Annotated in this window: 13 protein-coding genes, 1 tRNA gene and 2 pseudogenes; 13 read left to right on the top strand and 3 right to left on the bottom strand. The window is 65.8% G+C overall.

The genetic code is table 11. The features are described 5' to 3' along the window. Positions 1-13: 13 nt before the first annotated feature. The 8 genes and pseudogenes from FPZ24_RS09760 (at position 14) to FPZ24_RS09725 (ending at position 5,999) form a co-directional block, all read left to right on the top strand. Positions 14-1,065 (top strand): annotated as a pseudogene (locus FPZ24_RS09760) (Leu/Phe/Val dehydrogenase). A gap of 203 nt (positions 1,066-1,268) precedes the next feature. After that, positions 1,269-1,991, top strand: coding sequence for a heme ABC transporter permease CcmC (gene ccmC, locus FPZ24_RS09755; RefSeq protein WP_146571515.1), 723 nt, complete (start codon positions 1,269-1,271; stop codon positions 1,989-1,991). Next, entirely contained in the window at positions 1,988-2,101 is a 114-nt protein-coding gene (ccmD, locus tag FPZ24_RS09750) for a heme exporter protein CcmD (protein ID WP_146571513.1), read from the top strand. The genes ccmC and ccmD overlap by 4 nt, the downstream gene beginning before the upstream one ends. After that, positions 2,098-2,532, top strand: coding sequence for a cytochrome c maturation protein CcmE (gene ccmE / locus FPZ24_RS09745; protein WP_146571511.1), 435 nt, complete (start codon positions 2,098-2,100; stop codon positions 2,530-2,532). The genes ccmD and ccmE overlap by 4 nt, the downstream gene beginning before the upstream one ends. Further along, positions 2,529-4,454, top strand: coding sequence for a heme lyase CcmF/NrfE family subunit (locus FPZ24_RS09740; RefSeq protein ID WP_146571509.1), 1,926 nt, complete (start codon positions 2,529-2,531; stop codon positions 4,452-4,454). The genes ccmE and FPZ24_RS09740 overlap by 4 nt, the downstream gene beginning before the upstream one ends. Continuing rightward, positions 4,451-4,978: a redoxin family protein gene (locus FPZ24_RS09735; protein ID WP_146571506.1), complete on the top strand. Its 528-nt coding sequence runs from the start codon at positions 4,451-4,453 to the stop codon at positions 4,976-4,978. Before FPZ24_RS09740 ends, FPZ24_RS09735 begins: the two co-directional genes overlap by 4 nt. Next, a complete protein-coding gene (locus FPZ24_RS09730; protein WP_146571504.1) occupies positions 4,960-5,367 on the top strand; it encodes a cytochrome c-type biogenesis protein in 408 nt (135 codons plus the stop codon). The genes FPZ24_RS09735 and FPZ24_RS09730 overlap by 19 nt, the downstream gene beginning before the upstream one ends. Next, a complete protein-coding gene (locus tag FPZ24_RS09725; protein WP_186728717.1) occupies positions 5,283-5,999 on the top strand; it encodes a tetratricopeptide repeat protein in 717 nt (238 codons plus the stop codon). Before FPZ24_RS09730 ends, FPZ24_RS09725 begins: the two co-directional genes overlap by 85 nt. Position 6,000: 1 nt before the next feature. On the opposite strand, the gene FPZ24_RS09720 is transcribed toward FPZ24_RS09725, so the two are convergent. Together FPZ24_RS09720 and ald are read right to left on the bottom strand one after the other, a co-directional pair. Continuing rightward, on the bottom strand, positions 6,001-6,300 hold the full coding sequence (locus tag FPZ24_RS09720) for a hypothetical protein (protein ID WP_146571500.1): 300 nt from the start codon (positions 6,298-6,300) through the stop codon (positions 6,001-6,003). Positions 6,301-6,348: 48 nt separating this feature from the next. Next, positions 6,349-7,455 carry an alanine dehydrogenase gene (ald, locus tag FPZ24_RS09715; protein WP_146571498.1) on the bottom strand — a complete coding sequence of 369 codons (1,107 nt, stop codon included), beginning with the start codon at positions 7,453-7,455 and terminating at the stop codon, positions 6,349-6,351. Between the two features lie 125 nt (positions 7,456-7,580). Between ald and FPZ24_RS09710 the strand changes: the two genes are divergently transcribed. The 4 genes from FPZ24_RS09710 to FPZ24_RS09695 all read left to right on the top strand — a co-directional run bounded on the left by FPZ24_RS09710 (position 7,581) and on the right by FPZ24_RS09695 (position 10,697). Beyond that, positions 7,581-8,024, top strand: a complete 444-nt coding sequence (locus FPZ24_RS09710; protein WP_146571496.1) for an Lrp/AsnC family transcriptional regulator — start codon at positions 7,581-7,583, stop codon at positions 8,022-8,024. Positions 8,025-8,130: 106 nt separating this feature from the next. Continuing rightward, positions 8,131-10,071, top strand: a complete 1,941-nt coding sequence (locus FPZ24_RS09705; RefSeq protein WP_146571494.1) for a potassium transporter Kup — start codon at positions 8,131-8,133, stop codon at positions 10,069-10,071. Next, positions 10,068-10,574 (top strand): 2'-5' RNA ligase family protein, encoded by a 507-nt coding sequence (locus FPZ24_RS09700; RefSeq protein WP_146571492.1) that lies wholly within the window; start codon positions 10,068-10,070, stop codon positions 10,572-10,574. The genes FPZ24_RS09705 and FPZ24_RS09700 overlap by 4 nt, the downstream gene beginning before the upstream one ends. Before the next feature lie 46 nt (positions 10,575-10,620). Next, positions 10,621-10,697 (top strand) — tRNA-Met (locus FPZ24_RS09695). 26 nt (positions 10,698-10,723) lie between these two features. Here the strand turns inward: FPZ24_RS09695 and FPZ24_RS09690 are convergent. Continuing rightward, a complete protein-coding gene (locus FPZ24_RS09690; protein ID WP_338061646.1) occupies positions 10,724-11,752 on the bottom strand; it encodes an HpcH/HpaI aldolase/citrate lyase family protein in 1,029 nt (342 codons plus the stop codon). Here FPZ24_RS09690 and FPZ24_RS09685 point away from each other — a divergent pair. Further along, positions 11,654-12,849: pseudogene (locus tag FPZ24_RS09685) on the top strand (acetyl-CoA C-acyltransferase). The gene FPZ24_RS09690 and the pseudogene FPZ24_RS09685 overlap by 99 nt on opposite strands. The last annotated feature ends 889 nt before the right edge of the window (positions 12,850-13,738 follow it).

Genomic DNA, 13,738 nt, shown 5'->3' with positions numbered 1-13,738 from the left:
CCCCGGAGCGACCATGACTTCAGTTTGGGACTTGTCCGATTTCGACGACCATGAGGGCGTCCACCTGTTCCGCGACCCTGCATCGGGACTGACCGCGGTCATCGCGGTGCATTCCACCGCACTCGGGCCGGCGGCGGGCGGCGTGCGCTTCTGGCATTATGCCGACGCGAACAAGGCGACTACCGACGCGCTGCGGCTGTCGCGCGGGATGAGCTACAAGAACGCCATGGCCGGCCTGCCGCTCGGTGGCGGCAAGGGCGTCGTGCTGGCGGCGAATCCCGGCGACAAGATTACCGATGCCCAGCTCGAAGCGTTCGGCGCCGCGGTCGAATCGCTCGGCGGCCGCTACGTGACGGCCGAGGATGTCGGCATGTCCGAAGCGAGCATGAAGGTGATCGCGACCAAGACGCGTCACGTGTCCGGCCTGCCGGTGGCGGCGGGCGGCGCGGGCGGCGATCCCGGGCCGTACACCGCGAGCGGCGTGTATCAGGGCGTCAAGGCTGCGGCGAAGCGCGGGCTCGGCGTCGATCGATGGCGGGCGTGCATGTCGCGATCCAGGGCGTCGGCAGTGTCGGCGGCGGGCTGGCCAAGCTGCTCGCCAAGGACGGCGCGAAGCTGACCCTGGCGGACGTCAATGCCGATCGCGCGAAAGCGTTGGCGGCCGAGCTCGGTGCCGATACGGTCGGCACCGACGAAATCCTGTCGCTTCAGGCCGACATCGTAAGCCCCAACGCGCTCGGCGCGATCCTGACCGAGCAGTCGATCGCGGCGCTCAATACGAAGGTGATCGCGGGCGGCGCCAACAACCAGCTCGAAACCAAGGAGGATGGTGCGCGGCTTCACGCCCGCGGCATCCTCTATGCACCCGACTATGTCATCAACGCGGGCGGCATCATCAATGTCGGTCTCGAATATCTCGGCCAGGGCGACCAGGCCGAGGTCGAGGCGCGCATCGCCAAGATCCCCGAGCGGCTGGTCGAAGTGTGGGACGAAAGCGACCGCACCGGCGCGCCGTCGTCCGACGTGGCGGATTCGATCGCGCGGCGGCTGATCGGGCGGGGCTGATCGCGCTAAGTTGACACCAGGTTGACACTAGCGCGCATGTTCGGCGCGATGGTGGACCGGACGCGTTTGGTCGCAATGTGCAGTGACCGACGATGAGAAAGAGCGAGTCGTGACGGTGTCACGCGAAATCCTACATTGGAAGGAAATTGTCGGCGCGCATCGGTGATGACGCCGCCTGAATCTTCGCCTATCCGCTTGTGATCGTGCCCAGCCTCCACGCCCTTGCCAATCCCGCGCGTTTCCTGCGGCTCGCCAAGCCGTTGACGCCGGCCTTGCTGTGGCCGGGGATCGCGCTGGTGCTGTTCGGGTGCTGGGCAGGGCTGACGCTGACGCCGCCCGATTATCTGCAGGGCGACAGCGTGCGCATCCTCTACATCCATGTGCCGACCGCGTGGCTCGGCATGGGCGGTTGGACCGGCATCGCGGTGTCGTCGATCGTCTATCTCGTGTGGCGGCATCCGTTGGCGCGGGTCGCGGCGCGGGCGATTGCCTTGCCGGGCGCATTGTTCGCGTTCCTGTGTCTGGCGACCGGATCGATCTGGGGGCGGCCGACGTGGGGCACCTGGTGGCAATGGGATGGGCGGCTGACGTCGATGCTGCTGCTCTTCTTCGTCTATCTCGCCTATATGGCGCTGGCCCGGGCTGATGCCGAGCAGGGCGGGGACGGGCGCGTGCCGGCAATCTATGGCGTCGCGGGCACCGTGCTGCTGCCGATCATCCGCTATTCGGTGGTGTGGTGGAACACGCTGCATCAGGGCGAGAGCATCGGGCTGACGAGTTCGACGATCGATCGTTCGATGCTGTGGCCGTTATGGTTCACGCTGGCCGGGTTCAGCCTCATCTTCGTTGGTGTCGTGCTGATGCGGATGCGGGCGATGCTGGCGCGCGAGAAGCGCGAGGCGCGGCTGCGCAGGATGGCGGCGTGAATCATTGGGCGTTCGTGATGGCGGCCTATGCGCTGACCCTGGCAGCTACCGCGGGCCTGGTGTTGGCCAGCTGGCGCGCGATGCGCGCGGCGGAGCGCGACGGCAAGTGAAGCCGAAACATCAACGAATGTGGCTCGCCGGACTGGCGGTTCTCGCGGTCGCGGGTGCGAGCGGGTTGGCGCTGTCGGCGCTCAAGGATCAAGCGGCGTTCTTCTACGCGCCGGGTGACGTAAAGAAGCAGGGGCTGCCGCTCGGGCGTGCGGTACGGCTCGGCGGGCTTGTGCAGGGTGGATCGATCCGGAAAGCGGCGGACGGCGTAACGATGCGCTTCGTCGTGACCGATGGCACCGCGACGACGCCGGTTACGTTCAAGGGCATCGCGCCCGATCTGTTCCGCGAAAATTCGGGCGTGGTTGCCGAAGGGCAGTTCCAGCCCGACGGCAGCTTCGTCGCGACCAATCTGCTCGCCAAGCATGACGAGAAATACCAGCCCCCCGAACTCGCGGGCAAGCTGCACGAAACCAAGTCGCTGAAGCAATGATCGCCGAAGCGGGGCTTGCCGCGCTGTGGCTGGCGGCGGCGATGGCGGGGTTGCAACTGCTGCTGGCGGCAAACGTCGTCTACAGCGCGCGCGAAGAGATGGTCCGTGCCATCCGTCCCGTCGCGATCGCGCAGGGTTTCCTCGTCGCGCTGGCGATGCTGTGCCTGATCCTGGTGTTCGCGAAGAGCGACATGTCGGTGAAGCTGGTGGTCGAGAACAGCCATTCGGCCAAGCCGATGCTCTACAAACTGGCGGGTGCGTGGGGGAACCATGAGGGCTCGATGCTGCTCTGGGTCACGATCCTGGGGATAGCGGGCGCGGCGGTCGCGGTGTTCGAGCGGCGGCTCGATCAGCGGACGCTAAGCGCTACGATCGGCGCGCAGGCGCTGATCGCGGTCGGGTTTTACGCGTTTCTGCTGATCGCCTCCAACCCGTTCGCGCGGGTGTTTCCGGCGCCGGCGGACGGCGAGGGCCTCAACCCGTTGCTGCAGGATCCCGGCTTGGCGTTCCATCCGCCGACTTTGTACATCGGCTATGTCGGCATTTCGGTCGCCTTCTCGTTCGCGGTCGGCGCACTGGTGACGCGCGAGGTCGGGCCGGCGTTCGCGCGGGCGATGCGGCCCTGGGTGCTGGGGGCGTGGGTGTTCCTCACGCTGGGCATCACCGCGGGCAGTTACTGGGCCTATTACGAGCTCGGTTGGGGCGGCTGGTGGTTCTGGGATCCGGTCGAGAATGCCAGCCTGATGCCGTGGCTGGCGGCGACCGCGTTGCTCCATTCGGTGAGCGTGCTGGCGACACGCGATGGGTTGCGGGCGTGGACGATCATGCTGGCGGTCGTTGCGTTCAGCATGAGCATGATCGGCACGTTCCTGGTGCGGTCGGGCATCCTGACCAGCGTGCATGCCTTCGCGGTCGATCCCGAACGCGGGGCGTTCATTCTGGCGCTGCTGGCGATCTATATCGGCGGGGCATTGGCGTTGTTCGCGATGCGGGTCGGGACGGTGCGGCAGGGGAACGTGTTCGCGCCGCTGAGCCGCGAGGGTGCGCTGGTCGTCAACAATCTGCTGCTGTCGGTTATCCTGGGGATCGTGCTGATCGGGACGCTGTACCCGATCGTCGCGGCCGGGTTCGGCGTGCATTTGTCGGTCGGCAAGCCGTTCTTCGACAAGACGACCGGCCCGATCGCGCTGGGCTTGGTCGTGTTCATGGCAGCGGGGCCGCTGCTGCGCTGGCGGCGCGACCAGGCGAACGCGCTGCTCAAGCGGATGACGTGGCCGGTCGCGGGGTTCGGCGTCGCGCTGATCGTGCTGGTGCCGTTTGCGTGGGGGATCGGCGTGCTGCCGCTCGCCGGCCTCGCGCTGGCGGCGGGGCTGGCAGTCGCGAGCATCGCGCCGCTGTGGGGGCGTAACCTGCGCCGCACGCCGCTGTTCACCTGGGGCATGGTGATCGCGCATCTCGGCATCGCGGTGAGCCTGGCCGGCATGGCGAGCGACAGTGCGTTCACCAAGGAAACCCTGGTCGTCGCCAGGATCGGCGAGCCGCATGCGGTCGGTCCGTATTGGGTGCGGCTGAAGGGATTGCGGCCGGTGATCGGCCCGAACTGGTCGGCAATCGCCGCGGACCTGAGCGTCACGCGCGGGGAGGGCGGCGCGCCGTTCATCCTGTCGCCGCAAGCGCGCTATTTCTCCGACCCGCCGACGAGCACCAACGAATCCGCCATTGCGACGCGGCTCGATGGGCAACTCTATACCGTACTCGGCCAACCCGACCCGAGCGGCGGGTATCAATTGCGGCTGTGGTGGAAGCCGTTCGTGACCTTCATCTGGCTGGGCGGAGCGATGGTCGCGCTGGGCGGGATGCTGTCGCTGATCGGGCGCGTTAGGCGCGGGCGGGTGCGCGTCGTCGAGGATTATTACGCATGAAGCGGGCGCTGCTCTGGCTGCCGCTGCTGCTGTTCGCGGGGCTGTTCGCGCTGGTCGGGTTCGGCCTGCTCAAGCCCGCCAATCGCACGGTGCGCTCGGCGTTGACCGACAAGCCGTTGCCCGACTTCACGCTGCCGGCCCTGCTGCCGGGCAAGCCGGGCGTCGCGAAGAACGGCTATGGTGGCGGTCAGCCGCGCTTGCTCAACGTGTTCGCGAGCTGGTGCCTGCCGTGCAAGGCCGAGGCGCCGCAATTGATGCGGCTGAAGGCGCTGGGGGTGCCGATCGACGCGGTCGCGACAAACGACACGGCCGACGGCATGCGCGATTTCCTCGCGACCTACGGCGACCCGTACCAGCGGATCGGCGACGACAAGGCGAGCAAGGTGCAGATCGCCCTGGGCTCATCCGGCGTACCCGAAACCTTCCTGATCGACGGGCGCGGGCGGATCGTGATGCAGCATGTCGGCGACATCCGCGCCGACGAGGTGGACGGCATCGTCGCGGCATGGCGGGCAGCGAAGTGAGGCGCGCGTTGATCGCCCTCGCGCTGATCGCCGCGCCGGCCTGGGCGCAGCAGTCATCGCTCGCCGACGTCCAACTGCGCGATCCCGCCAAGGAGGCACAGGCCAAGGCGCTGATGGCGACGATCCGCTGCGTCGAGTGTCAGGGCCAGTCGGTCGGCGACAGCGACGCCGCGATCGCCGGCAGCATGCGCAGCGTCATCCGCGAGCGCATCCAGGCGGGCGAGACGCCGGATCACGTCCGCGCGTGGCTGATCGAACGCTATGGCGACTACATCACCTACGACCCGCCGCTCGGCGCGATGACATGGCCGTTATGGCTCGCACCGGTCGTGCTGCTAATCGCGGGCGCGGCGATCGCGCGGTCGAGTTTTCGGAAGAAGGGGCGCTGATGGGCTGGGTGATGCTCGCGTTGATCGCCGCGACGGTGGCGGCGCTGCTCGTCGTGCTGCGCGTGCCGCGACTACTTTGGTCGCTGGTCGGGTCGTTCCTGATGCTCGGCGCGGCGGGCTATGCTTGGCAAGGCGAGCCGAAGCTGCGCGGCGAGCCGGTCGCGGCGGAACAGATCAAGCTACCGCCCGATCCGACCTATCTCGATCTGCGCAACAAGATGTTCGGCCGCTTCGGCGGTGAATCGATGTATTTCGGGATTTCGGACGTCGCGCTCGGCATGGGGAAGACCGAGTTTGCTGCGCGCGTGATCACCGGGGGCGTCGATTATGCGCCGAAGAACGCCGCTTTGTGGTCCGAACTGGGCAACGTCATCGCGCTGCACGACCACGGGTTGGTCTCGCCGGCGTCGCTGTTCGCGTACCAGCAGGCGATGCGCGTCGCGCCCGATCATCCGGGGCCGCCTTTCTTCCTCGGCTGGGCTTATGTCCGCACCGGACAGCTGGCGGCGGCGCGGCCCTATTGGGTGCGGGCGCTCGCGTTGTCGCCGCCCGGCACGGAGCATCGCGATGAGATCGCCAAACGTCTGGCGCTGCTCGATGATTACATTGCTCGAGCGAAAGCCTCGCGCTGACTTATTGGCCGTGATCGGCGGCGGCACCGCTTTCGCCGGTGTTGGGCGGGACCGACGACCCGGTGTCGGACAGTGGCGGAGGTGTTACACCCGACAGCGACGACGGCGTCGGTGGCGCCACGGGTGCCGGCTTGTCCGCTCCGGCGCGCACGTAGGTGACGCCGTTTACGACCACCGTGTCGGGAATCGCGTCGGCGGCGGTCGCATTGCCCGACATCGCCGTGCTCGAATTGCTTGCGCCGTCGAGTTTGCACGCGGTCAGCGCCAGCGGCACGGCGGCGATCAGGACGATCGATCTCATCGCTTTTCTCCTATTCGATGAGAGTTCTAACCGCCGCCGCCGCGCGGCTCAACCGTTCCACGCCTCGTATGGCAGATCGAGATCGTCGGCGACCGCCTTGAAGGTGATCTTGCCCTTGTAGACGTTCAGCCCAGCGGCGAGGTGCGGATCGGCCTTCATCGCGGCCTCGGCGCCCATGTTCGCCAGCTTGAGCGCAAACGGCAGCGTCGCGTTGTTGAGCGCGAACGCTGAGGTGCGGGCGACCGCGCCGGGCATATTGGCGACGCAATAGTGGATCACGCCGTCGACTTCGAAGACAGGGTCTTCGTGCGTGGTCGCGTGGCTGGTTTCGAAGCAGCCGCCCTGGTCGATCGCGATGTCGACCAGCACCGATCCGCGCGGCATCGTCTTGATCATCTCGCGCGTAACGAGCTTGGGGGCCGCCGCGCCGGGAACCAGCACCGCGCCGATCACCAGGCTGGCGCTCTTTACGGCTTCGGCGATCGCAGCCTTCGACGCGTATTCGGTCTTGATCTGCGACGAGAAGAACATGTCGAGTTCGGCCAGGCGGTCGTTCGAGATGTCGTAGATCGTCACATCGGCGCGCATGCCGACCGCCATCTGCGCGGCGTTGACGCCCGAAATACCGCCTCCGAGGATCGCGACCTTGGCCGGCGCCACGCCCGGCACGCCGCCGAGCAGTACGCCGCGGCCGCCCTGTTCCTTTTCGAGGTAGTGCGCGCCGACCTGGACCGACATGCGGCCGGCGACTTCGGACATCGGCTTCAGGAGCGGGAGCCCGCCCTTGCGGTCCGTCACCGTCTCATAGGCGATGCAGGTCGCGCCCGACTTCATCAGGCCTTCGGCCTGCGGCTTGTCGGCGGCGAGGTGGAGGTAGGTGAACAGCAAGTGATGAGGCTTCAGCATCGCGATCTCGACCTGCTGCGGCTCCTTGACCTTCACGATCATCTCGGCTTGGTCGAACACTTCCGCCGCGGTAGCGACGATGCGAGCGCCGGCGTCGATATAGGCCTGATCGTCGAAATCGATGCCCATGCCGGCCTTCGTCTCGACGATCAGCTCGTGCCCGGCGTGGGTCAGTTCGCGCACCGAAGCAGGGGTCAGGCCGACGCGATATTCGTGGTTCTTGATTTCCTTGGGGACACCGACTCGCATGTCACTCTCCTATTTGCGTTGTCGCGGGAATACAGCCAGAAGGGCGAGAGAGGTTCGCAAAATTATCCGCTGGTGAAGGCCTTGGCGGGAAATGATTGCGTCATTACTTTCGATAGTGAGAAAAAATGCTCGACCATCTCGATCGCAAGATTCTCGGCCATCTCGTCAGCAATTCCGATCTCACCAGCGCGGAGCTGGGCGAGAAGGTGGGTCTGTCGGGCAGCGCGGCGCATCGGCGCGTGGGGTCCTTGCGCGAGCGCGGCCTGATCGCGGGGTTCCGCGCGGTGCTGTCGCGCGAGGCGCGGGGCCATCCCAGCGTCGTCATGGTCAACGTGACGCTGCGCGATCAGCGCCAGGAAACGATGGCCGAATTCGAGAAGGAAATCGCGGAATGTCCGCAGGTGCGCGACTGTTTTCTGATGAGCGGCGAGGCCGACTATATGCTTCATGTCGAGGTGACGCGCGACGACAGTTTCGAGCGAATCCATCGCGAGACGCTGTCGCGGCTGCCGGGGGTGACCCGGCTCGCGTCGCATTTCGTCATCCGCGAAGTGATTCGCCGACCGTAACGATGCATCCAATGTCTCGTTGCGGGCGTTCTTCCGCAATGCTAACGCGCGGCCAACGAGAACAGGGGCGCATTCCGGTCAACATGACCTTCCGTTCGGTCGCGCGATGAGCGCGGCAACCCAGTCTGCATCCACCGAAACCAGCGGACGCGAAGATATCGCGCCCGTTGCGCATGCGCACGGGCATGGCAATGACGGCATCGTCAAGCTGGCGGTCGGCGCGATCGGTATCGTGTTCGGCGATATCGGCACCAGCCCGCTCTATGCCTTCCGCGAGACCTTTGCCGGGCACCACAAGCTGAGCCTGGACACCGCGCACATCATGGGCGTCACCAGCCTGATGTTCTGGTCGATGATGATCGTCGTGACGATCAAGTACGTCGCCATCATCATGCGTGCCGACAACAAGGGCGAGGGCGGCAGCCTGGCGCTGCTCGCGCTGATCTCGCGCACCGCGGGTAACAAGAGGTGGACCGCCGGGATCATCCTGCTCGGCGTGTTCGCGACTTCATTGTTTTATGGCGACTCGATGATCACCCCGGCGGTGTCGGTGCTGTCGGCGGTCGAGGGCCTCGCCGTCGCGCAGCCGGGCATGGGCCATTTCGTTCTGCCGATCGTGATCGGGATCCTGATCTTCCTGTTCTTCATCCAGAAGAGCGGAACCGCGAAGGTCGGTCTGTTCTTCGGGCCGATCATGCTGCTCTATTTTGGCGTGATCGCCACGTTGGGTGTCATCAGCATCAGCGCGACGCCGGGCGTATTGTGGGCGTTCTCGCCGCATTATGCGGTCGAATTCTTTCTGCTCGACCCACACCGCGCATTCCTGGCGTTGGGCTCGGTCGTGCTGGCGGTGACCGGCGCAGAAGCGCTCTACGCCGATATGGGGCATTTCGGGCGGCGGCCGATCGGGCTGTCGTGGCTGTTCTTCGTCCTACCCGCGCTGATCCTCAACTATATGGGCCAGGCCGCCTTGCTCACCCGTGCGGGTCAGCCGGCGCTGGAGAGCCCGTTCTACCTGCTCGCACCGGAATATCTCCAGCTTCCGCTCGTCCTGCTTGCGACCGCGGCGGCTTGCATCGCGTCGCAGGCGGTGATTTCCGGCGCGTTCTCGGTCACGCAACAGGCGATCCAGCTCGGGTTCGTGCCGCGGCTCCGCATCGAGCATACCAGCGCATCGACCGCGGGGCAGATCTACATCCCGTTGATCAACTGGATGCTGCTGACGATGGTCATCCTGCTGGTGCTGTTCTTCCGCACCTCGTCCAACCTCACGAGCGCCTACGGCATCGCGGTGACGGGGGCGATGACGATCGACACCTGCCTGTTGGGCGTGGTGCTGTTCCGGCTGTGGAAGTGGCCGAAATGGGCGGCGATCCCGCTGCTCGGCATCTTCTTCCTGGTCGACGGCGCCTATCTGGCGGCCAACATGACCAAGATCCCGGATGGCGGCTGGTTCCCGCTGTTGGTCGGGTTCATCGTCTTCACGATCCTGACGACCTGGGCGAAGGGACGTCAGCTGATGATGGCGCGGCTGCGCGAGGCGGCGATGCCGATCAAGGTCTTCATCCAGTCCGCCGCCAGCCACGCCAGCCGCGTACCGGGCACCGCGGTGTTCATGACCTCGAGCGCCGACGGCGTGCCGCACGCGCTGCTCCACAACCTCAAGCACAACAAGGTGCTGCACGAACGCATCATCCTGCTGACGGTGAAGATCGCCGACGTGCCGTACCATCCCCAGGGCGAGCGCATCTATCTGGACCATCTCGGCCACGGCTTTCACCGCGTGGTGATCAAATACGGCTTCATGGAAGAGGCAGACGTGCCGGCGGCGCTGAATCTGGTCACCGGGTGCGGCGACAAGTTCAAGATGATGGACACCAGCTTCTTCCTGGCGCGGCAGACGTTGCTGCCCTCGGCCAAGCCGGGAATGGCGATCTGGCGCGAAAAGCTGTTCGCCTGGATGCTTCGCAACGCAGAAAGCGCGATGGAATTTTTCCGCCTGCCGACCAATCGCGTGGTCGAGCTGGGGAGTCAGGTCGAGATTTGAGCGATCCAGCGCCGATCATCGTGACGGCGCTGTTCGGTCGCGAGGATCAGGGGTGGTTCGACCGACAGCGGCGGGCGCATTTCCCGCCCGAGCGCAATTTCCTGCAAGCGCATCTGACGATGTTCCACCATCTGCCGCCGTCGCTGGCGGGCGAGGTGCGGGAGCAACTGGCGGTGGCGGCGCGCGAGGGTAGGCCGGCGGCGCGGATTGCTGGCTTGGTGTCGCTGGGCCGCGGCGTTGCCTATCGGATCGACAGCGCGGAACTCGCGGAAGTACGTGCATCACTGGCCGACCGCTGGGCGCCGTTGCTGACCCCACAGGATGCGAGCGCCTGGCGACCGCACGTCACGATCCAGAACAAGGTCGAGCCTGCCGTGGCGAAGGCGTCGCTGGCCGAACTACAGGCCGATTTCCGCCCACGCACCGTGGAGATCGCCGGCTATGCGGCGTGGTGGTATCGCGGCGGGCCGTGGCAACCACTGTCGCGCTACATGTGCGCTTGACCCGGCGCGCCACCCGCTCCTATAGGCCCCGCTTCCAAAGCGGTTGGGCGGAGTAGCTCAGCTGGTTAGAGCACGGGAATCATAATCCTGGGGTCGGGGGTTCAAGTCCCTCCTCCGCTACCAAACCGGTAGCTTGCAACCGCTTTCCTTCACCGCTTCATCGTCAGCACCGCTTGCGCGCGTTTCAGGTGCGGCATGTCGAGCATCGCGCCGTTCAGGCCGACCGTGCCTGCGCCGGGATTGGCGGCGAAGGCGGCGACGATCGCTTCGGCGTGCGTTATCTCCTCGGACGAGGGCGAGAAGGCGGCGTTGATCAACGGCACCTGATCGGGATGGATCGCCAGCATGCCGCGAAATCCGGCGCGGCGAGCCTCGCGCGCCATCGTTTCCAAACCGGCGGCATCGCGGAAATCGCCGTGGATCGTCTCGATCGCGCTGACCCCGGCGGCGGCGGCGCCGGTCAGGCAAAGCGCGCGGAACATCTGGTAGGGGAAGTCGTACGCGCCGTCGTCGTTGCGGTTGCTCGTTGCGCCGAGCGCCGTCGCGCTGTCCTCCGCGCCCCAACTGAGTGCCACTAGGCGGGGGCATCCGGCATAATTGCCGACGTCGAACACCCCGGCCGCGGTCTCGGTCGCGAGCACGAAGATCGGAATGCTGCCGCGCGGCAGGCCGGCCGCCGTCTCTAGCGCTTCGAGATAGCGATTGAGCGCCTCCGCATCCGCGCGCGTCGCCTTTGGCAGCATGACGCCATCGGGCCGCGAGGCCACGATCGCCGCCAGGTCCGGCAATGCGTGGGGCGTGTCGAGCGGATTGACGCGTACCCAATGCGGCTGGCGACGGTGGGTGGTCCTGAGATGCTCGGCAACAGCCTTGCGCGCGTCGGGCTTGGCGCTCTCGGCGACGGCGTCCTCCAGATCGATGATGACGAGGTCGGCGGCGCTCAGGCCAGCCTTTTCCAGCTTGCGGGGGAGTCGCCGGGGGCGAACAGGAGCGAGCGGGCGGTCAGCGGTTCGGTCATGCGCGCAGTGTGGCCGAGCGGGCGGCGACGCGCTAGTGGTTCGCGAAAGAGGGAGAGCAGCATGCGCGAAGCCGTGATCGTTTCCACCGCCCGGACGGGCATCGGGAAGGCCGCGCGCGGCTATTTCAATGCGACCGAAGCGCCGGTGATGGGCGCCCACGTGATGAACGCGGCGGTCGAACGCGCGGGGATCGATCCGGCGCGGATCGACGACGTGTTCTACGGCGCGGGCAACGAATGGGGGACGCAGGGCTATAACGTCGCGCGCAACACGATCTTCGCGGCCGGCCTGCCGACCAGCGTGCCGGCGTTCACGCTCGATCGCAAATGTGGCTCCGGCCTGACCGCGATCGCGCTCGCGGCGCGCGGGATCATGTGCGACGAGCTCGACGTCGCGCTCGCCGGCGGCATGGAATCGATCACGCTGACGATGAAACAGGCCGGCAAGCCGTATCAGAACGCGTCGGTCATCGAGAAGAAGCCCTACGCCTACATGCCGATGATCGAGACCGCCGAGGTGGTCGCCGAGCGCTACAACATCAGCCGTGCCGCCCAGGACGAATTCGCCGCTATGAGCCAGCAACGCGCCTTCGACGGCTTGGCGAAGGGCGCGTTCGTCGAAGAGATCGCGCCGATCACGGTCGAGAAGGCGACCTTCGACAAGGAAGGCAATCAGACCGGTACGGAAGCGGTCACCGTCACGCAGGACGAAGGCATTCGCGGCGGGACGACGGCGGAGATCCTCTCCGGCCTGCGCACCGTGTTCAAGGACGGCCTGGTGATCAAGGAGGGCAAATCCATCACCGCAGGCAATGCCAGCCAGCTCTCCGACGGCGCGGCGGCGCAGATCCTGATGGAGCGCAAGGCGGCCGAAGCCGAGGGGAAGGACATCCTGGGCATCTATCGCGGGTTCCAGGTCGCCGGCTGCGAGCCCGACGAGATGGGCATCGGCCCGGTGTTCGCGATCCCCAAGTTGCTCAAGCGCGCCGGCCTCTCCGTCGCGGACATCGGGCTGTGGGAAATCAACGAGGCGTTCGCGTCGCAATGCCTCTATTGCCGCGACACGCTGGGGATCGATCCCGACCAGTTCAACGTCAACGGCGGCGCGATCGCGGTCGGCCATCCGTTCGGCATGACCGGCAGCCGCCTGGTTGGCCACGCACTGATCGAGGGACGCAAGCGCGGGGTGCGCTACGTTGTCGTATCGATGTGCACCGCGGGCGGCATGGGGGGGCGGGACTGTTCGAGATTCCGTGAGGCGCCGGCTAAGTTGACACCAGGGTGACACTAACCGCGTTGTCCGGCCGATGTCCGGAAGTTCTGCGTGGTATCGGATTCGATAGTGCAGGCAGACCTGGCCCCCGCGTTCCTGCGAAAGCAGGAACCCAGAGTTGTGTACCCATAGCTATCCTAGGCTCCTGCCTTCGCAGGAGCACGGAGATGAGGAGCGTCACGATATCAAAGAGCCGAAAACGGCTGTCAGGCGAAATCCTACATTGCAAGGATCGTCTGTCTTTGGATGGAAAGCGGACGTTACGCGCGCAGGACGATAGTCGCGTTAACTAGCCATGACGCGACTAATCGTCTGAGCGCCCACGCCGGCGCCGGATGAGCCAAATAAGGGCAACAGCGATCGCTACGCCCGCAACCAGACCGAAGACGCCACCGCCGCTATCGTAGAGGCTGCATAGCCCGACCTTGCACGCGTCGACCATGTTTTGCGCCTCCTACCCAGCCTCGTCGCGGCTCGTCTCCTTGCGCGACGATACCCGCGCTCCCTGTATCTCCACGACCAACCAGGCAAGCGCGACGACGTGGATTATGAACCACAGACCCAGGAAAGTGTAGAGTAACACCTGCATCCCTCAGGCGGCCGTTCAGCTCGCGACGGAGTGAACATGGCAGGCGTTTGGTTTGACTGCTCTGACTTAGATCAATGGTCGGCAGATCATTGTGAATAGCCTTGTAATTTATCAGTAAAAATCGCCCATTCACATACAAGTGCGTTCTTTATACTTGTACGCCTCCATCAGGCCTTTCGCAGCCGACTTCAGCGCGACTGGTCCGAAGATTGGGCGATCGCGTCGGTCGCGATCTCGCCTTCCGCTGCCCGTAACCAGCTTTCAAGCTCCATGTCATTGATCAT

The organism is Sphingomonas panacisoli (genome assembly GCF_007859635.1).
In the GTDB taxonomy this organism is placed as follows: Bacteria; Pseudomonadota; Alphaproteobacteria; order Sphingomonadales; family Sphingomonadaceae; genus Sphingomonas; species Sphingomonas panacisoli.
Note: the sequence above shows the minus strand (reverse complement) of the source record. Positions and strands in the feature narration are given on the sequence as shown.